At 62.3% G+C, this 17515-nt stretch carries 18 protein-coding genes and 1 tRNA gene; 6 read left to right on the top strand and 13 right to left on the bottom strand.

Features of this window, described 5'->3' with window-relative positions; translation table 11 throughout:
* The first annotated feature begins 284 nt into the window (after positions 1–284).
* Entirely contained in the window at positions 285–2000 is a 1716-nt protein-coding gene (locus ACUJ47_RS08655; protein ID WP_445538001.1) for a hybrid sensor histidine kinase/response regulator, read from the top strand.
* On the opposite strand, the gene ACUJ47_RS08650 is transcribed toward ACUJ47_RS08655, so the two are convergent.
* The 6 genes from ACUJ47_RS08650 to ACUJ47_RS08625 form a co-directional block, all read right to left on the bottom strand.
* The gene (locus ACUJ47_RS08650; protein WP_445538000.1) at positions 1983–2639 is read right to left on the bottom strand and encodes a LuxR C-terminal-related transcriptional regulator; all 657 of its coding nucleotides are present in this window, start codon (positions 2637–2639) and stop codon (positions 1983–1985) included. The genes ACUJ47_RS08655 and ACUJ47_RS08650 overlap by 18 nt on opposite strands.
* Before the next feature lie 314 nt (positions 2640–2953).
* Complete coding sequence (locus ACUJ47_RS08645; RefSeq protein ID WP_445537999.1) at positions 2954–3466, bottom strand: c-type cytochrome; 513 nt, start codon at positions 3464–3466, stop codon at positions 2954–2956.
* Between the two features lie 97 nt (positions 3467–3563).
* The gene (locus tag ACUJ47_RS08640) at positions 3564–3863 is read right to left on the bottom strand and encodes an I78 family peptidase inhibitor (protein WP_445538880.1); all 300 of its coding nucleotides are present in this window, start codon (positions 3861–3863) and stop codon (positions 3564–3566) included.
* A gap of 44 nt (positions 3864–3907) precedes the next feature.
* Entirely contained in the window at positions 3908–4855 is a 948-nt protein-coding gene (locus ACUJ47_RS08635; protein ID WP_445537998.1) for a polysaccharide deacetylase family protein, read from the bottom strand.
* A complete protein-coding gene (locus tag ACUJ47_RS08630) occupies positions 4852–5139 on the bottom strand; it encodes a hypothetical protein (RefSeq protein ID WP_445537997.1) in 288 nt (95 codons plus the stop codon). Before ACUJ47_RS08630 ends, ACUJ47_RS08635 begins: the two co-directional genes overlap by 4 nt.
* A 270-nt stretch (positions 5140–5409) precedes the next feature.
* A complete protein-coding gene (locus ACUJ47_RS08625; RefSeq protein ID WP_445537996.1) occupies positions 5410–6906 on the bottom strand; it encodes a CoA-acylating methylmalonate-semialdehyde dehydrogenase in 1497 nt (498 codons plus the stop codon).
* Between the two features lie 150 nt (positions 6907–7056).
* Between ACUJ47_RS08625 and ACUJ47_RS08620 the strand changes: the two genes are divergently transcribed.
* A tRNA-Gly gene (locus ACUJ47_RS08620) sits at positions 7057–7130 on the top strand.
* Between the two features lie 171 nt (positions 7131–7301).
* Here ACUJ47_RS08620 and ACUJ47_RS08615 read toward each other — a convergent pair.
* Both ACUJ47_RS08615 and panC read right to left on the bottom strand, forming a co-directional pair.
* Positions 7302–8075 carry a LuxR C-terminal-related transcriptional regulator gene (locus ACUJ47_RS08615; protein ID WP_445537995.1) on the bottom strand — a complete coding sequence of 258 codons (774 nt, stop codon included), beginning with the start codon at positions 8073–8075 and terminating at the stop codon, positions 7302–7304.
* Positions 8076–8182: 107 nt separating this feature from the next.
* A complete protein-coding gene (gene panC, locus ACUJ47_RS08610; protein ID WP_445537994.1) occupies positions 8183–9037 on the bottom strand; it encodes a pantoate--beta-alanine ligase in 855 nt (284 codons plus the stop codon).
* Positions 9038–9122: 85 nt separating this feature from the next.
* On the opposite strand from panC, the gene ACUJ47_RS08605 reads away from it, so the two are divergent.
* The 4 genes from ACUJ47_RS08605 (at position 9123) to ACUJ47_RS08590 (ending at position 14226) form a co-directional block, all read left to right on the top strand.
* Complete coding sequence (locus ACUJ47_RS08605) at positions 9123–9932, top strand: division plane positioning ATPase MipZ (protein WP_445537993.1); 810 nt, start codon at positions 9123–9125, stop codon at positions 9930–9932.
* Positions 9932–10225: a molecular chaperone DnaJ gene (locus tag ACUJ47_RS08600; RefSeq protein WP_445537992.1), complete on the top strand. Its 294-nt coding sequence runs from the start codon at positions 9932–9934 to the stop codon at positions 10223–10225. Before ACUJ47_RS08605 ends, ACUJ47_RS08600 begins: the two co-directional genes overlap by 1 nt.
* 70 nt (positions 10226–10295) lie before the next feature.
* Positions 10296–11699 (top strand): phosphoglucomutase/phosphomannomutase PgmG, encoded by a 1404-nt coding sequence (pgmG, locus tag ACUJ47_RS08595; RefSeq protein ID WP_445537991.1) that lies wholly within the window; start codon positions 10296–10298, stop codon positions 11697–11699.
* Positions 11700–11751: 52 nt separating this feature from the next.
* On the top strand, positions 11752–14226 hold the full coding sequence (locus tag ACUJ47_RS08590; protein ID WP_445537990.1) for a ligase-associated DNA damage response DEXH box helicase: 2475 nt from the start codon (positions 11752–11754) through the stop codon (positions 14224–14226).
* A 17-nt stretch (positions 14227–14243) separates the two neighbouring features.
* Here the strand turns inward: ACUJ47_RS08590 and ACUJ47_RS08585 are convergent, their stop codons facing one another.
* From ACUJ47_RS08585 to ACUJ47_RS08565, 5 genes are all read right to left on the bottom strand, one after another.
* A complete protein-coding gene (locus ACUJ47_RS08585) occupies positions 14244–14672 on the bottom strand; it encodes an ExbD/TolR family protein (RefSeq protein ID WP_445537989.1) in 429 nt (142 codons plus the stop codon).
* Positions 14673–14852: 180 nt separating this feature from the next.
* On the bottom strand, positions 14853–15311 hold the full coding sequence (locus ACUJ47_RS08580; protein ID WP_445537988.1) for an ExbD/TolR family protein: 459 nt from the start codon (positions 15309–15311) through the stop codon (positions 14853–14855).
* A 32-nt stretch (positions 15312–15343) separates the two neighbouring features.
* Positions 15344–15874 (bottom strand): ExbD/TolR family protein, encoded by a 531-nt coding sequence (locus ACUJ47_RS08575; protein WP_445537987.1) that lies wholly within the window; start codon positions 15872–15874, stop codon positions 15344–15346.
* An 83-nt stretch (positions 15875–15957) separates the two neighbouring features.
* Positions 15958–16713 (bottom strand): MotA/TolQ/ExbB proton channel family protein, encoded by a 756-nt coding sequence (locus ACUJ47_RS08570; RefSeq protein ID WP_445537986.1) that lies wholly within the window; start codon positions 16711–16713, stop codon positions 15958–15960.
* Positions 16714–16777: 64 nt separating this feature from the next.
* Positions 16778–17428 carry an energy transducer TonB gene (locus ACUJ47_RS08565; RefSeq protein WP_445537985.1) on the bottom strand — a complete coding sequence of 217 codons (651 nt, stop codon included), beginning with the start codon at positions 17426–17428 and terminating at the stop codon, positions 16778–16780.
* Positions 17429–17515 lie beyond the last annotated feature (87 nt).

Below are 17515 nucleotides of genomic sequence, written 5' to 3'. Positions count from 1 at the left end.
GATTGTTTGGCGTGCGCCAAACCGCTGCGTCGGCAAGACTAACTAGTTCATCGAAGCCGCTTTTCGAGGCGATTCATATGAATAGTATCGTGACTGGGCTCATCGGGCCCGGGGTGTATGGGGCAAGGCTATCGACATGTGCGGCGTCATGGGGCAAGCAATTCCCCGCGATGCCGACTTGTCCAAGGTCTATGAAGCGGTTGGGGGAACAGCTAAGGTGTCGAATGATTTGATCGGGGCATTGAGGCACGTCAGGCCTCCCGAACGGAAAGCCTAGGCTCGCCATGAGCACAGGCAGTCGAAGCTATCTGGATCCGCGCGAACTGTTCAGGCTCCAGCCACCGACCGGTACCAGCGACAGGGCTGCAGAGCTCGGGCAGTCGCGTGTCCGCTTCGGCCTGTGGGCGATCTGCATCGTTTATGTCTTTATTTTTACTTATATTACCAAGGGATCATTCCAGCTTGATGCATGGGCCTGGCAGGTTCTGACATATTTCAGTTGCCATGCCGTGCTGGCGACGATCACCCATTACCTTATAGTTCGTTATCCAGGTCATTACCCGGCGCGCCGCGTCTTTGTGATGCTTATCGATACAGCGGCGATCAGCTTCAGCATCATCGCCAACCCGCTAGCGATGCTGCCGCTCTATGCGGTCCTCGTCTGGACAGTAGTCGGCCACGGGCTGCGCTTCGGCAGGGGTTATCTGGCGGTTGCGATGGTCATCAGCCAGATCGGGCTCTTCTTGTACTATGTGTTGTACCCGGTTCCGCTCAGCAGCCTGAACATAATGATCACCTCATCGCTTACCGCGCTGATCGTACCGGCATATGCCTGGTTGTTGCTCCAGCGAGTGGAAATGGCCCGCAGGCAGGCGGAAGAGGCGAGCCTGTCGAAATCGCGTTTCCTGGCACAGGCCAGTCATGATTTGCGGCAACCGCTTCATGCTACCAGCCTGCTGATCGGAAATTTGCGCAGCAAAGGGTTGCCGCCCGAACATTCGGCAATCGTCGATCGTATCGAACGATCGCTTGTCGGTGTGTCGGGGCTTTTCCGGTCGCTGCTCGATGTGTCTCAGCTTGATAGCGGCAAGCTGGTTCCCCGGATTGAGCCTGTCGCCCTGGGGGCATTGTTGCGTGAGCTTGTGGCACAGAATGAAGAAGTCGCTGACTGGGCCTCTTCGCGCATACGCCTGGTGGCAACCCGACACGTTGTGATGACCGACCGGGTTTTGCTTCATTCGATGGTTCAAAACCTGTTGTCCAATGCGATCAAATATTCGGACGGCGGCGATATTGTGATTGGCGCACGGCTTCGCGGCGGTCGTATTGCGATTGAAGTGTGGGATCGCGGGCCGGGAATTTCGTCCGAGGAATTGCCGCATGTGTTCGAGGAATTCTATCAAGTCCGAAAATTGGGCGACCGGGACCGGCACGGAGTCGGTTTGGGCTTGTCGATTGTACGGCGCATGGGTGAGCTGCTCGATCTGGATGTGAACCTGCGGTCGGAATTGGGCCGAGGGACCTGCGCGGCGATCGCAGGGATGGTACCGCATCGGGGCCGCGTCGCTCCGAGAACAATCTCGTTCCGCAACCGGCGATCTGACATTCCAAGTCCGTTGAGCGGATTTCGCGTACTGCTGGTTGAGGATGAGCCAGATATTCTGGAAGCCTCTGCCGAGATGCTGGCTGGATGGGGATGTGCAGTAGATGCATGCCTTGCTATCCCCGATCTGATCGAGCCAGCCTATGATCTATTGATCTCCGATTTCGATTTGGGCGGCGGGGTGACCGGAAGTGATTGCATTGCCGCCTATCGCGCTTCGCTCGGACCTGACGCGCCGGCGCTGGTCATCACCGGCCATGACACTGACGCGATTGCGGAACTGGCCGCGGCTGAAAGCCTTTTGGTGGTAAAAAAGCCGGTCAATCCGGCCGAACTGCGTTCGCTGGTGAATGCTATCCGCCTGGGTGCGAAGCTTCGCTCAACCGCCGCTCAATAGGCCAAGTGCATTGGCCTTGGCGACGGCATCCTTGCGGTTGGCGACTCCAAGCGCGCGCAACAGGGCAGATACATGCAACCGAACGGTAAGGTGCGAGATTCCCAGTTCGCGCGCGATCAACTTGTTTGAGGCGTTAGTCGCCAACATATCGAGCACAACCCGCTGCCTCGCAGTCAGGGTTGGGCCGAGGTTTTCAGCCAGCGCGTCCGAAGCGGCGTCCAGATCTTCTCGCTCGATCACATACTCGCCCGCAAGCACGCGCGAGATGGCGTCAATACAGCGCTCTCGCGAAACGGCCTTGTGGATGAACCCGTCACCGCCCGATTGCATCGTTAATGCAATGGTCGGTTCGTCACTCACCATCGAGATTAGCACGATCGAAGCGAGTGGATATTGCTTGCGCAATTCTGGCAGGGTGACGGGAATGTCCATGCCCGGAAACATCAGGTCGAGCAGGAAAATGTCGGGCGGAGCCCCCTGTTCCGCCAGTTCGAATACTTCACCCATTGATTCCGCGAGGCCGATTTCGGCACAGGGGATCAACGCTTCAGCCAATTGACCCAAGGCATCGCGAAACAGCGGATGGTCGTCTCCGACCACAGCCTTTTTACGCTGTCGTTGTAGTACCTTGGTATCCATCGCGAAAGCTGCTTTAGACCATCGTCCGCACAGTTCAACAATTGCGCTAGCCCGGAATCGCGAATCGATGCCGGGGTGCCAATATTTGCGGTGAGACGCTGCACGAGTGCGACAAAGCCACTATGCGCCGGACTTTTAGACGCTGCATCAATCCCGGCCCGGTCGATTTGCGGCCCTTCGAAGCTCGCGATATTGAGTTATACTTGATGCTACTCTTGCGCATTTTTTGCCTCAGGTGGCACAAAAACCAAGCGGATTTGAGGCAGGAAATGAAAGTGAACGCAGCGTTCGCTTCGTCGGGCGTCGCTCCAGGACTATTCGCCTGGCGCCTGCAGATATGCGATCACATCGGCGCGATCCTGTCCGTTCCTGAGGCCGGCAAAGGCCATCTTGGTACCGGGGATCACCCGCCGCGGATTCTCGAGATATTGAAAGAGTTTTTCGGGCGTCCAGGTGATGCCGCTGCCAGAATTTGCCGGGGTATAATTGTAGCCATCGATCGCTCCAGCTGCATGGCCGACAATGCCCGCCAGCGAAGGGCCGACACGGTTCACACCGGGTTCGACAACGTGGCACGAGCGGCACTGCATGAATATCTTTGCGCCTGCAGCGGGATCGCCGGTGAAGTCAGCTAGCGTGGTGCCATCGACAGTAGAGACATCGTCCGCAGCTGGCATGGAAGTGGCTTCGCTTGCTTCGGATGCCATTTCGCCGGGCGTCGCACCGCTGGCGCTGTCATGAGTGGCTGCGGGTTCGCTTTCGCCGCCGCATGCAGCAAGTACCAGGGCGGCGGCGCTTGCAATGATGCCCAGGCTGGAATTCTTCATGTCGATGCCCTTTCTCAACCTGGCTGGAACTAGTCTGCTTTCAACTTGAGCGCCCGCTCCGCCACCTTGCATGCGGTTGGAGGAAATTCCTTTGTGATTACCCGCAAGTGATTTCCGTGATTTTCATCGCGTCGTCATAGCGGGCGTTCACCCGATCTTCGCGATAATCCATCGTCCATGCGGAATTGGGCGGACCCCAACGTAGCGTCTTTGCGCCACTATCACGCAGGATCGCCGCTCCTGTTGCAGAGTTTGCTTCCTGGCCGATGTGGTATTGTGCGGGGGCAGCGTCGCAAACACTTCCTCCAGTCGGAGGGGCAGGAGGGAAATCGGTGCCCCCATAATTGCCACACGCGGCGAGGGAAACGACAAGGATCGGTGACAGAAGCTCTCTCATACTCATCCATCCATCATTGATGCGTCATCGCACGGAAGCAATGCCTATTGTGCCTTTCCCGATGAATCCTGCTTGACTACCCGCGTTTCGAACACCCAGCTTACCATCGATGTCCCCATCCATATAGGCGAGAGCGGTGGCTCGACATTTTGCTCCCACGCCATGGAACCGGTCAAGGTCCCCCAGCTGTATGGGACGTCGGGCATCGCCTCTCCAATCGGATCTCGATAGGCCTCGTCAGCAGTGATTATAGTCCAGCCGTCGCGGCGCAACTCGGTCACGAGATCGACCAGGAACAGAGCGGCAAGGTCCGTCTCATGCAGGAGGAGCACATGTGCGGGCGACCGCCCCAGCGTGCGGCGGGCAAGGGCGTCGTGATAGGCGACTCCACTCAGCTGCGATTGCAGATAGAGGCGGCGAAGAGCGTTCATATCCATTTCACGCCCTGCCTTCCTGGCCTCGACGGCCAGGGCTTCCAGGTGCCAATCGGAGCCGTCGGCCGTAACATAGCCGTTGCGCAGACCTCGTTCAGCCAGCCCCGCGCGCACTGCATCGCGTTTCGCCTTGTTGTCGGCGCCTTCGTCAAGATACGGGAAACGGAACCAGGGGCGGTATCCGTCGCGCCCTGCAAGCCAATGCCCTGCCTGGTCTATATCGGCGAGATAGTCCTCGGCCGTGCTCTTGCTCAAGTGTCGGTGGCTAAAGGAATGATTGGCGATGACATGGCCTGCCGCGACATAAGCCGCGACATGCGCTTCGCCATTGACGCCATCGGGCGTTTCAAGTCGCCCTGGATTTACGAAGAACGCAGCCTGTTCGACTTTCGCCTCCTGCAAGGCGGCGATCAGTCGCTCGGTCCGCTCTTCGGGAGTGAAGAAGGCCCCCGCCTGTCGGGGGATATCGTCAAAGGTAAGCGCGATGCGTTTGTCATCTGCAATCGCGGGTGCCGCTACCAGCACCAACATGGCGCAGAAAAGCCAAAAGCGGCTCATTGGCCCTTGGTTTCGCATCGCACCAGCACCTCCCTGCGGACCGGCGCTTCGCCCGGCTCGTGCAACCGGGCCAGTGGGTCCGGCTTCCATTCGGGATCGATCGATCCGATTTCGACTTCGCCAAGCTCTTCGATCGAGAGGCGCTGGCCATCGCGCGACAGGTGGATCAAGCGCCGCCCCCTATAAACGACGTCGGTAACGGTAGTGCTGTATTCCATCAACATGCTGTCGCCTCGCTTGCCCAGCAGATCGACCCGGATCGTCGATTCGCTCAATTCCGGCATGTCGAAGCCATCGACTGTCAATTTCCTGGTGGCATATGGGTTCGTGCACTCGGCGGCATCCACAGCCCAGTGCCCGTGGAATGCGGCCGGAATCCCGGCGCGCTGTGAAGTGCTCGAAGCCACAAGCGGAGGCGTTGCCAAGATCGCCAATGCCGCGGCGAGCAGGTGCGCGGCAGTTGCGCGAAAATTTGACTCCGCTGCGGTTACTTCTTCGAAGGGCATCAAACCTACTTAAAGTATCCCGTCTGGCGAGCAATCCAGCCGGAGATACTAGCCCATTGTCGGGATGATGAAGGCGTTGGAACCGTCGCCGCCGCCATCGGGCCAGCGCTGGGTGACCTTCTTGGTCTTGGTCCAGAAGCGGAGGCCTTCCATGCCGTATTGGTCGATGTCGCCAAAGCCCGAACGTTTCCACCCACCGAAGCTGTGGTAGGCCACCGGAACCGGGATCGGCACGTTGATCCCCACCATGCCGACATTGACCCGGCTCGCGAACTCGCGCGCAGCATGGCCGTTACGGGTGAAGATCGCCACGCCATTGCCATATTGGTGCTCGCTCGGCAGCTTGAGCGCGTCCTCGAAGTCCTTCGCGCGCACGATCTGCAGCACGGGGCCGAAGATCTCTTCCTGGTAGCTCTTCATCTGCGGTGTCACGCGGTCGATCAGCGTGGGGCCGATGAAGAAGCCCTTCTCGTGTCCCTGCAAGGAGAAGCCGCGTCCGTCGATCACGATCTCGCCGCCTTCCTGCTCGGCAGTGGTGATCCATTGCTCGACCCGCGCCTTGTGTTCGGGGGTCACGACCGGGCCGTAATGCGCATCCTTGTCGGTCGACACGCCCACGCGCAGCGCGTTGATCGCCGGGATCAGCTTCTCGCGCAGCTTGTCGGCAGTATCCTCGCCGATGGGAACCACCACCGGCAGCGCCATGCAGCGCTCACCCGCCGAGCCGAAGGCGGCCCCGGCCAGATCGTTCACCACCTGGTCGAGATCGGCGTCGGGCATCACGATGCCGTGGTTCTTCGCCCCACCAAAGGCCTGCACCCGCTTCGCGTTCGCGGTGCCGCGCGAGTAGATATACTGCGCGATGTCGGACGAGCCGACGAAGCTGATCGCCGCGATGTCAGGATGGTCGAGGATTGCATCGACCATTTCCTTGTCGCCATGCACCACTTGCAGCACGCCTTCGGGGGCGCCCGCTTCGAGGAACAGCTCAGCCAGCCGCACCGGTACGCTCGGATCGCGCTCGCTGGGCTTGAGGATGAAGGCATTGCCCGCCGCGCACGCCATGCCGAACATCCACATCGGGATCATCGCGGGGAAGTTGAACGGAGTGATCCCCGCGCCGATGCCCAGCGGCACCCGCATCGAATAGACGTCGATCCCCGGGCCTGCGCTCGGCGTATACTCGCCCTTCAGCGCCTGCGGGATGCCGCAGGCATATTCGATCACTTCGAGCCCGCGCTGGATGTCGCCATGCGCATCCTCGACCACCTTGCCGTGCTCGCTCGCGAGCATTTCGGCCAGTGCCTGCTTGTTGGCTTCGACCAGCCGCTTGAACTCGAACATCACTCGCGCGCGCCTTTGCGGATTGGTCGCCGCCCAGGCCGGCTGCACCGCCTTCGCCGCTTCGACCGCGCGCTGCAGCAGCGCCGCATCGCCCAGCACAACCTCGGCCTGAACCTCACCCGTCGAGGGGTTCCATACCTGGTGCTTGCGGGCCGAAGGAGCACCTGCACCTCCGACAATGAAATGATCAATCTGACGCATGAGTCCTGAGTCTCTCCTTCAGCAGATGCAATGGCGCGCGGGCGCGCCGCTGGCAAGGGCGCTGTCCGATCACTGGCCGCTATGGGTGATTGCGATTGACCGGCGAGCGCCGACTGTGCCAATGGCGCATCCCTGCCGCAAGCGATGCAGGCGGGTGTAGCTCAATGGTAGAGCAGCAGCTTCCCAAGCTGACGACGAGGGTTCGATTCCCTTCACCCGCTCCAGCCGCAGTCCTCGCTCCAAATCATTGATATAGAAATGAAAAAGCCGGGGTCCCAGTTTTTCTGGTGACGCCCGGCTTGGAACCCGAAAGGCTCTGATGCCATTTCTCAACTGCCTCTAGCTGGGGCAGTTCGATTTGGCTTGTCCCTCAATTGGGGGTCAGTGGAAAATTGTCAGGTAAGCCAGCGCGGGCGGTGCGCCGCTTCGCGATAATGCTTGCCTGGTGCGATCAGCCCCAGCGACACCGCACGCACCGCCGCAGCCGTGCGATCGGACACATCGAGCTTGGCGAAAATGCGCTTCACATAGCTGTCGACCGAGTTCTTCGAGATGCCGAGGATCTCCGCGATCACGGCATTGCTCTTGCCTTCGCCGATCCAGCGAATCACGTCGAGTTCGCGTTGCGACAGGTCGGGCACTTCTTCCTTGAACGCGCCGACGAGGTCGCAATAGCGGTGGAAGCAAAGCTGCGCCGCGACCTGCACCTGGCGCACCATTGCATCGTCGAGCGCTTCCGGATGGCTCGGCATGCCGACGCCCACAAAGCCCGATCGCGCATAGGGGCCGGTGCAATGCACCGCCACGCCTTCGCCCATCCCGACTTCCTCGAGCCTGTCGAGATAGGCCGATCCGCATTCGTCGAGGCAGGCGATCGTGCCCGCGTCGGACCAGCGGAAGGCGTTGCCGCGATTGAGCGCAAGATTGGGCAAGGGATCGTCCCAGCGGCCGCTCTGCTTGTAGGCGGCCTCCCATTCCTTGGGAAAGCCGACGTTCCAGAACACCCGGCCCACCCGCCGGTCAGCCACCACCGGAGCCACGAAATAGACGCCGCCGAACTCGATCGCCTTGAGCACTTCATAAATCGCGCGCCGGAAAGCGACGAGCGTGCGCGCCTGCGCGATCTGCGCCATGGCTTCCCAATATTCAAGGCGCGAGTCGTTGGTCATCCGCCTCGTTTAGTCCTCTCGGTTTGAACCAAGGCTTATGCGCCTTGCTTTCAAAACTCCTAACAGGGTGTTTACCAACTATCCTGCCGAGGCAAAACAGGGATTGGCTAACCAACTGCCATATTGTCGATCAAGCGGGTTCCGCCGATCCTGGCAGCGACCAGCAGGCGTGCGGGCGCTGGCGGCAGGCTGGTGAGCGGCGCGAGCAACTGCGCATCGGCCAGCGCGGCGTAATCGACCGAAGCGAAACCGCCCTCGACCAGCCTGCGTTCGAGCGTGGCCAGCGCTTCGCCGACATCCTCTCCAGCCTCGATTGCGGAAATCGCGGCCTTCATTTCGCGCGGCAGCGCGGCCGCGTTCGCGCGGTCTTCGGGCGAAAGATAACGGTTGCGGCTCGACATCGCGAGCCCGTCAGCCTCGCGCACGGTCGGAACGCCGATGATGTCGCGCACATGCGGCCGGGTGAGGTCGAGGTCGCGCGCCATCGCGCGGATCACAGCCAGCTGCTGGTAATCCTTTTCGCCGAAGAAGGCCTTGTCCGGCATGACCTGGTTGAACAGCTTGCACACCACTGTCGCCACGCCGTCGAAATGGCCCGGGCGTGCCGCCCCGCAGAAATTGTCGCTCACGCCGCTGACGCTGATCGAAGTGACGAAACCCGCCGGATACATCGCCTCGACCCCCGGAGCCCAGAGCAGCGCGACGCCTTCTGCTTCGAGCATGGCCGAATCCGCTGCCAGCTGGCGCGGATAGGCGTCGAGATCCTCGTTCGGGCCGAACTGGGTAGGATTGACGAAGATCGACGCGACGACGTGATCGCATGCCTTGCGCGCTTCGCGCACCAGCGTCAGGTGCCCTTCATGGAGCGCGCCCATGGTCGGCACGAGCGCCACGCTGCCGCCCCCGGCGCGCAGCGCGGCCAGGGCATTTCTCAACATGTCGAGCGTAGTGGCGGTTTGCACGCGGGCAGCCCCTCCGATATGGATTTTCCCTCCCCTAGCGCCCGACATGCGGGCGATACAAGCAGATCGAAAGGCCCCGCCAGAAATGTCCGCCAGGCTCCCGCACCGGATCGTCTTCGCCAATGAGAAAGGCGGTACCGGCAAGTCGACCACGGCGGTGCATATCGCGATCGCGCTGGCCTATCGCGGGGCGCGGGTCGTGGCGATCGACCTCGACCAGCGCCAGCGCACCATGGCGCGCTATCTCGAGAATCGCGCCGATACGGCGCAGCGCCGCCAGGTGGCTTTGCCGAGTGCGGAATGCAGGGTCTTTGAAGGCGATGTCGACGGGCTTGAAGCGCTGGTGGCGGAGCTTGGGGCCGACGCCGACTATGTCGTGTTCGACACGCCGGGGCGCGACGATCCGCTGGCTCGCCATGCCGCGACCGAGGCGGACACGCTGGTCACGCCGATGAACGACAGCTTCGTCGATTTCGACCTGATCGGGCAAGTCGAAGGCGAGACTTTCAAGGTCAAGCGGCTGAGCTTTTATGCCGAACTGATCTGGGAAGCGCGGCTCAAGCGCAGCCGTGCCACGATCGAGCAGCAGCGCCGCCAGATGGACTGGGTGGTGGTGCGCAATCGCACCGGCCACGTCGAAGCGCGCAACATGGCGCGTATCGAACAGGCGCTGGCAGAGCTTTCGAAGCGGGTCGGTTTCCGCGTGGCGCAGGGCCTTTCCGAACGCGTGATCTATCGCGAGCTGTTCCCGTCGGGGCTGACGCTACTCGACAAGGGCCATCTGGGCGAACTCGGCACCAGCCACCTCGTCGCGCGGCAGGAATTGCGCGAACTGGTCAAGTCGCTGGCCTTGCCCGAATTCATCCCGCCGCAGCCAAGGCTCGAGCTCGCCTGATGCTGCGCCTGCTGGTCATCGCGGCGCTGCTGTCGCTGGGGTGCAAGCTCATCTTCGGTCGCTGGCCGTGGGAGTATCTGCGCGGCGCCTCCACGCGGCAGCGCGCGATCGAGCGGGCCCGACAATTGCTCGGCGTCGACCAGGGCGCGAAGCGGCAGCAGATCGTCGAAGCGCACAAAAGGCTGGTGGCGATGGTCCACCCCGATCGCGGCGGAACAAACGAGCAGGTGCATGAGGCCAATGCCGCGCGCGACCTGTTGCTGGCCGAACTGCCGCCCGAAATTCCGTCGTAGTTCGATTGGCACGATTGCAGGGCAAATGCGGCTGGCTTAGGCCCGGCCGCAGGATTTCAAGGCATTAGACATGACACATAGATTCCATCCCACCGTACTGCGCGAATACGATATCCGCGGGATCATCGGCGAAACGCTCGGCCCCGATGACGCGCGCGCGATCGGGCGCGGCTTCGCAACGCTGCTGCGCGAAGCGGGGGGGCAAAAGGTCGCGGTCGGCTATGACGGGCGGGTGAGCTCGCCGATGCTCGAACACGCGCTGGTCGAAGGGCTCACCGCCAGCGGGTGTGACGTCGTGCGGGTTGGCATGGGCCCGACCCCGATGCTCTATTACGCCGAAGCCTCAGCCGAGGATGTGCACGGCGGCATTCAGATAACCGGCAGCCATAATCCCGCCAATTACAATGGCTTCAAGATGGTATTCCAGGGGCGTCCGTTCTTCGGGGCGGACATCCAGCTGCTGGGCGATCTCGCGGCGCGCGGCGCCTGGGCCAATGGCACGGGCAGCATCGAAGTGCATGAAATCCTCGACGACTATGTCGAACGCCTGCTGCAAGGTCTCGCCGGGATCGATCCGGGTGCGCTGGCTGGCATCAAGGTCGGCTGGGATGCGGGCAATGGCGCTGCCGGGCCCGCGCTCGAAAAGCTTGCTGCGCGCTTGCCGGGCGAGCATCACCTGCTCTTCACTGAAGTCGATGGCAACTTCCCCAATCATCATCCCGATCCGACGGTCGAAGCCAATCTGGCCGACCTCAAGGCGCTCGTCGCGGCAAAGCAGCTCGATTTCGGAGTGGCTTTCGATGGCGATGGCGACCGGATCGGTGCGATCGATGGCCAGGGCCGCGTGATCTGGGGCGACCAGCTGCTGATGATCTATGCCGAGGACGTGCTGAAATCGCATCCCGGCGCGACGGTGATCGCCGATGTGAAGGCCAGCCGCGCATTGTTCGATCGCGTCGCCGAATGCGGCGGGCGCCCGCTGATGTGGAAGACCGGCCATTCGCTGATCAAGTCCAAAATGAAGGAAGTTTCCTCGCCGCTGGCGGGCGAGATGAGCGGCCACGTGTTCTTTGCCGACAGCTATTACGGCTTTGACGATGCGCTCTATGCCGGGGTGCGGCTGCTTGCGGCCAGCGCGCGGCTGGGCAAGTCGGTCACGCAGCTGCGCGGCGAGATGCCCGCGATGCTCAACACGCCGGAGCTGCGCTTCCAGGTCGATGAAAGCCGCAAGTTTGCCGCGATTGGCGAGATTGCGCAGCGGATCGCCGAAAGCGATGCCGTGGCCGACACGACCGACGGGGTGCGCGTCACCACCGATGACGGCTGGTGGCTGCTGCGCGCATCGAACACGCAGGACGTGCTGGTCGCGCGCGCCGAAAGCGACAGCGAGGAAGGGCTTGCTCGACTGCTGGCGCAGATCGACGAGCAATTGGCATTGAGCGGCCTCGAACGCGGCGAAAGCGTGGGGCACTAGCGCCCGTCATTATCGCTTCCCACGGGTCGCGCGATTTGCTTCCTTGCGGAGCGTGAACGCACTGCCTCTGGTCCCACATGAAATCACCGCCTGGTTCGCCGGGCGGGGATGGCGTGTGCGGCGGCACCAGGGAGAAATGCTCGCCGCATCGGACGCGGGGAAGCACGCTCTGCTGGTGGCGGATACGGGCGCGGGCAAGACGCTGGCGGGCTTCCTGCCGACGCTGGCGGATTTCTGTGCATCGAGGCTGGATGGTGCGGCACCGCCCGAGGGGCTGCACACGCTCTATGTCTCACCGCTCAAGGCGCTGGCGCATGACGTGCAGCGCAATCTCCTCACGCCGATCGAAGAGATCGGCCTGCCCATACGCGTCGAAACACGCAGCGGCGACACGCCAGCCGAACGCAAGAAGCGCCAGCGGGTAAGGCCCCCGCATGTCTTGCTGACTACGCCGGAAAGCCTTTCCCTCCTCCTCAGCTATCCCGACAGTTTCGAGATGTTCCGCGGGCTGAAGCGCGTGGTGGTGGACGAGGTGCACGCCTTTGCCACCGGCAAGCGGGGAGACCTGCTCGCACTCAGCCTTTCGCGGCTGCAGGCGATTGCGCCCGATATGCAGCGGGTGGCGCTCTCTGCCACAGTCGCCGATCCGGAAGGTTTTCGGGGGTGGCTGGCGCCCCAAAGCGACTCGGGGGGGCGGGATGTCGATACGGTCGAGCTGGTCGAAGGCGAGCGGGGCGCCGCGCCCGAGGTCGAAATCCTGCTGCCCTTTGAAGAGCGCGTGCCGTGGGGCGGGCATGCCGGGCGTTGGGCGATCCCGCAGCTCTATGACACGATCAAGCGCAACCGGACCACGTTGGTCTTCACCAACACGCGTTTCCTCGCCGAGTTCATCTTCCAGCTGTTGTGGGACGTGAACGAGGACAAGCTTCCGATCGGTATCCACCACGGCAGCCTTTCGGCCGAGGCGCGTCGCAAGGTCGAAGGCGCGATGGCGCGCGGCGAGCTGCGCGCGCTGGTCTGCACCGCCAGCCTCGATCTTGGCGTCGATTGGGGCGACATCGATTGCGTGGTGCAGATGGGCGCGCCCAAGGGCTCGTCGCGCCTGCTGCAGCGCATCGGCCGCGCCAACCACCGGCTCGATCAAGCCAGTCGTGCGATCCTGGTGCCGGGAAACCGCTTCGAATTCCTTGAAGCGACGGCCGCCAAGGATGCGGTCGACGAAGGCCAGCGCGACGGCGAGGAGTTCCGGCCGGGCGGGCTCGACGTGTTGGCGCAGCATGTGATGGCCTGCGCCTGCGCGGGGCCATTCGCGGAAGATGCGCTGCTGGGCGAAGTGCGCTCGACGCTGGCCTATAGCTGGGTCACGCCCGATGACTGGCAGCGTGTGCTCGGCTTCGTCGAGAACGGCGGTTACGCGCTGCGCGCCTATGACAAGTTCAAGCGGATCGTTCGCGACAGGGAGGGCGTGTGGCGGCTGACCCATCCCGAACATGCCCAGCGCCACCGCATGAATGCCGGGATCATCATCGATAGCGAAATGCTCACCGTGCGGTTCCGCAACGGGCGCAGCCTGGGGAGGGTGGAAGAACGCTTCGCCGCGACGCTGTCACCCGGCGACACGTTCTTCTTCGCCGGAATGAGCCTGGAGGTCGAACAGCTCAAGGACATGGACGTGGTGGTGCGCGCCGCGAAGAAGAGCGCCACCATTCCGTCGTATGGCGGTGCGCGCATGCCGCTGACGACGCATCTTTCCGCGCGTGTACGCGAGATGCTGGTCGACCGGGCGGGCTGGGCGCGCTTCCCCGACGATGTGCGCGAATGGCTGGAAGTGCAGGATTGGCGCTCGCAAATGCCGGGGCCGGGCATGCTGCTGGTCGAGAGCTTCCCGCACGAGCGCAAGCACTACAGCGTCTATTACACGTTCGAAGGCTGGAACGCGAACCAGAGCCTGGGCATGCTGATCACGCGGCGGATGGAGGATCGCGGGCTGCAGCCGGGCGGCTTCGTTGCCAATGACTATTCGCTTGCGGTGTGGGGGCTGAAGCCGGTGACCGTTCCGGCCCCGCTGCTGTCACCCGATATCCTCGAGCACGAATTCGTCGATTGGGTGCAGGAATCGCATTTGCTGCGCCGTGCCTTCCGCGAGGTCGCGGTGATCAGCGGGCTGGTCGAGCGCCAACACCCCGGCAAGCGCAAGAGCGGCAAGCAGGTGACCTTTTCGACCGACCTGATCTACGACGTGCTGCGCAAATACGAGCCAGACCACGTGCTGCTTGAAGCGGCCTGGGCCGATGCCCGCGCGCGGATGACCGATGTAGGGCGGCTGGCGGATTTGCTCGAACGCTCTGCCCGCGAACTTGTCCATGTCGAACTCGACCGGGTGAGCCCTTTGGCTGTGCCGGTGATGACGATGATCGGGCGCGAAGCGGTGCCGCAAGGCGCGATCGATGAGGAATTGCTGCTGGAGGCGGAAACGCTGGCAGGCGAGGCGATGCGGGTGGATGCGCGGGAAGCGGCCGAGGAATAGCCGCTTCCCGCCAGCTCCTAATTGCCGAAATCCTTGTGCATGTGGTTGCCAACGAAAGCGAACCTCGTCGCCCCCGAATCCTTGATCAGCGCGATGGTTTTGGCCGAGGCGTCGTAGCTGGCTGAGCCATCGGGTTCGAAGCGCAGCAGGGGCTCGCGCGGCAAGGCACTGGCCGCCTGCACCATGCGCGACAAATCGGCGCGGTTGACCGCATTGCCGTTCCAGTAGAGCCGGTCTCCGGCGTCGATCGCAACCGTGTTCTCGATATCGTTCGGTATGAAGGGCCCCGGGCCGCTGGGCAGGTCGATCTCGGTCACATGGGTGGCCATGGGCACCGCCATGATCAGCATGATGAGCAAGACCAGCAGGACATCGATGAAAGGGGTGACGTTCATGTCGCTCAGCGGGCGCGACGGTGGCGGGCGGCGGCGCAAGGCGTAGGGCATGGCATTTCTCCCGATTGCACGCCCGCTCTGCGCGAGCGATGTGACAACATAACATACCGCGAATGATTGGCAAGATCGCAGACAGATCAGGGCCTTGGGCTTGCTGGCCGATCCGCACCGGGCAACAAAAAAGGGGCGGATCGCTCCGCCCCTTCTTCGAAATGTGTTTGGCTTGCAGCCTTACTGCTGGCCGCCAACCGCTCCGGGTCCACCGGTGCCGAACGAACGGTACTTCTCGTTTCCGACGAAGCCGAACTTGGTGACGCCCGACGCCTTGATGATCCGCAGCACATTGGCCGAGAGTTCATAGCTCGCCTGCGCTTCGGGCTCGAACTGGAGTTCGGGCTCGGGCTGGATCGCCAGCGTGTCCTGCAGCAGCGAAACCAGTTCACCAAGAGTGACCGGCTGGGCATTCCACAACACCTGGTTGTCGGCCGTCAGAACAAGCTTGTTCTTGATCGGGTCGATCGGAACATCGGTCGGCGGGCTCGGCTGCGGAAGGTCGATATCGACCGAGTGCGTCGCCACCGGGATGGTAATGATGAACATGATCAGGAGAACGAGCAGGACGTCGATCAACGGCGTCATGTTCATTTCCATCATCGGCGCGCCATCGTCTTTGCCGCCTGACATTGCCATGGGCGTAGTCTCCTATTTCTCTTCTAGGCGCGTCAGATCCCGGGTTCGACCGGGTTCGAGATGAAGCCGACCGTGGGATAGCCCGCAGCCTGCACATTGTAGATCGCACCAGCGACACAGCGCCACGGTGCATTCACGTCGCCGCGAATGTGCACCTGGGGAATCTGGTCGGGGTTTTGCATGATCGCTTCGGGGCCGCCTGCGCGGGTCACGATTGCGTCGAGACGCGCGAATGCCTGGTCGTAGAGCTGCTCCGACGTCACCGGGGTGATGTTGTTGAAGTAGACGCGGCATTCGCCACTGCGCGATGCGCCTTCGAAGCCTGGCTCGCCGGCACTGCGTCCGGCTGCGTCGGTGGTGCTGACGGTAAGGAGAAGGTTTTCGACCTTATCCTTCGACTCGATCGATTCCATCACCGGAATTTCGAGCTTCTCGATCGTCTGGATCGCCACCGGAACCGCGATGAGGAAGATGATCAGAAGCACCAGCATCACGTCCACGAGCGGCGTGGTGTTGATGTCCGACATCGGGGTCTCGCCCTTGCCTCCCATCGAAATCGCCATTGCTAAATCCTATCCGTAAAACTTCGCTGAGGGTCGTGGATGGCGGGGGCAGCGCTGGCGCCGCCCCCGGTCATCTACAGCGATCAGGCCTTGGGAGCCGTCGAGGCGCCAGCGGGCTTGGCAGCAGCTGCCTTGACTGCCGGCTTCACGGCGCCATTCGAGCTCAGGTTCGCAAGAATGTCGGTCGAGAAGGCCGAGAGGTGTTCGGCGATACGACGGTTGCGGCCCTGCAGCCAGTTGTAGGCGAACACGGCAGGCACAGCCACGAACAGACCGATCGCGGTCATGATCAGGGCTTCACCGACCGGGCCGGCGACCTTGTCGATCGAGGCCGAACCGGCGATGCCGATGTTGATCAGAGCGCGGTAGATCCCGATAACGGTGCCGAGCAGGCCGACGAACGGCGCGGTCGCGCCGACAGTGGCGAGGAACGGCAGGCCGCCAGCGAGCTTGGCGTTGATCGAGTCCTGCGAACGCTGCAGCGAGCCGTGCATCCAGTCATGAGCTTCGAGCTTGTCGGTCATCTTGGCGTGCTCGTCTTCAGCCTTGAGAGCGTCGTCGATAACCTGGCGCCATGCGCTGTTCTTTTCGAGCTTGGTCGCGCCGTCCTTGAGCGAACCGGCCTGCCAGAACTTGGCCGACACTTCGGTGCGGTACTGCTTCATGATCTTGTTTTGCTCGAAGAGCTTGGTGATCAGGATGTAGAACGAACCGACGCTCATGATGATCATGATGGTGAGAATGAACCAGGCGACGGGGCCGCCCTGCTGCATCGCTTCCCAGAAGCCAAACTGGTTCGGCGCAACATCGGCAGCCGGTGCAAGAAGTTCGATAGTCATTGCGAAAAGTCCTCTTAAAAAATTGTCCCCAAAGGGCCTTGGGCTTGGTGCGAAGCCGCGCGGCCTAATTCAGTTGGTAGGTAATGCTGGTTGAATACTGGCCCGTGGTCGGATTGCCGGCCGCGTCAAGCGCAGGATTGAAACGCGCGTAGCGCTGCATCCCCTGGCAAGCCGCTTCGTCAAGGATCGACGAGCCGCTAGAGCGAGCGACGGAACATGCGGATACGCGCCCATCGGGGCTGATCGAAACGTTCACGCCCACGGTTCCCTGGATTTCCTCACGCAAAGCGCGCGACGGATAATTTTCCTGGATACGGGCAGCCCAGCGACGCTGATTGTCCGGAGTCGCGCCGCGCGCCCTTGAAGGCGCTGCGGGCGGAGCCGGCGGCGGCACGACCAACGCAGGCGGAGCTGGCGGCGGAATCGTGGGCCGGGTCTGAATCGGGGGCGGTGCCGGCGCGATATTGATCGGCGGCGGCGGAGCCACGGGCGGCGGCGGAGCCTGCTGCTGAGGCTCGGGCGGCGGCGGTTCATCCTCGGGCTCGGGCGGCGGCGGTTCTTCGATGTCGATCGTGGTCACACGTTCGGCAACTTTCTTCACCGCTTCAATCGCCAGGCCACTGATGAAGATATAGCCGACAACTACGTGAATCAGTCCCACCAGAACGATGGAGACTATCCGGTTGCCGCTTGTTGTTTGGTCAGCGTAAGCCATCCAGTCGCTTTCTCTCCATTCACTTCGTCAGGCTGAAAGCCCGACAGTTAGGCGACCGCAAAACGAAGTTTGCGGAGCCTCGAACTC

The sequence above is a fragment of the Altererythrobacter sp. Z27 genome, assembly GCF_052683155.1.
The sequence above is the reverse complement of the archived record's forward strand: the minus strand, read 5'-3'. Positions and strand labels throughout refer to the sequence as shown.

Coding starts and splice junctions, on each gene's coding strand:
- ACUJ47_RS08575 (WP_445537987.1), bottom strand. CDS start 15,874: ATGGCGATTTCGATGGGAGGCAAGGGCGAGACCCCGATGTCGGACATC.
- ACUJ47_RS08650 (WP_445538000.1), bottom strand. CDS start 2,639: ATGGATACCAAGGTACTACAACGACAGCGTAAAAAGGCTGTGGTCGGA.
- ACUJ47_RS08630 (WP_445537997.1), bottom strand. CDS start 5,139: ATGCCGGAATTGAGCGAATCGACGATCCGGGTCGATCTGCTGGGCAAG.
- ACUJ47_RS08635 (WP_445537998.1), bottom strand. CDS start 4,855: ATGAGCCGCTTTTGGCTTTTCTGCGCCATGTTGGTGCTGGTAGCGGCA.
- ACUJ47_RS08625 (WP_445537996.1), bottom strand. CDS start 6,906: ATGCGTCAGATTGATCATTTCATTGTCGGAGGTGCAGGTGCTCCTTCG.
- ACUJ47_RS08565 (WP_445537985.1), bottom strand. CDS start 17,428: ATGGCTTACGCTGACCAAACAACAAGCGGCAACCGGATAGTCTCCATC.
- ACUJ47_RS08615 (WP_445537995.1), bottom strand. CDS start 8,075: ATGACCAACGACTCGCGCCTTGAATATTGGGAAGCCATGGCGCAGATC.
- ACUJ47_RS08585 (WP_445537989.1), bottom strand. CDS start 14,672: ATGCCCTACGCCTTGCGCCGCCGCCCGCCACCGTCGCGCCCGCTGAGC.
- ACUJ47_RS08570 (WP_445537986.1), bottom strand. CDS start 16,713: ATGACTATCGAACTTCTTGCACCGGCTGCCGATGTTGCGCCGAACCAG.
- ACUJ47_RS08600 (WP_445537992.1), top strand. CDS start 9,932: ATGCTGCGCCTGCTGGTCATCGCGGCGCTGCTGTCGCTGGGGTGCAAG.
- ACUJ47_RS08580 (WP_445537988.1), bottom strand. CDS start 15,311: ATGGCAATGTCAGGCGGCAAAGACGATGGCGCGCCGATGATGGAAATG.
- ACUJ47_RS08640 (WP_445538880.1), bottom strand. CDS start 3,863: ATGAGAGAGCTTCTGTCACCGATCCTTGTCGTTTCCCTCGCCGCGTGT.
- ACUJ47_RS08645 (WP_445537999.1), bottom strand. CDS start 3,466: ATGAAGAATTCCAGCCTGGGCATCATTGCAAGCGCCGCCGCCCTGGTA.
- pgmG (WP_445537991.1), top strand. CDS start 10,296: ATGACACATAGATTCCATCCCACCGTACTGCGCGAATACGATATCCGC.
- ACUJ47_RS08655 (WP_445538001.1), top strand. CDS start 285: ATGAGCACAGGCAGTCGAAGCTATCTGGATCCGCGCGAACTGTTCAGG.
- ACUJ47_RS08605 (WP_445537993.1), top strand. CDS start 9,123: ATGTCCGCCAGGCTCCCGCACCGGATCGTCTTCGCCAATGAGAAAGGC.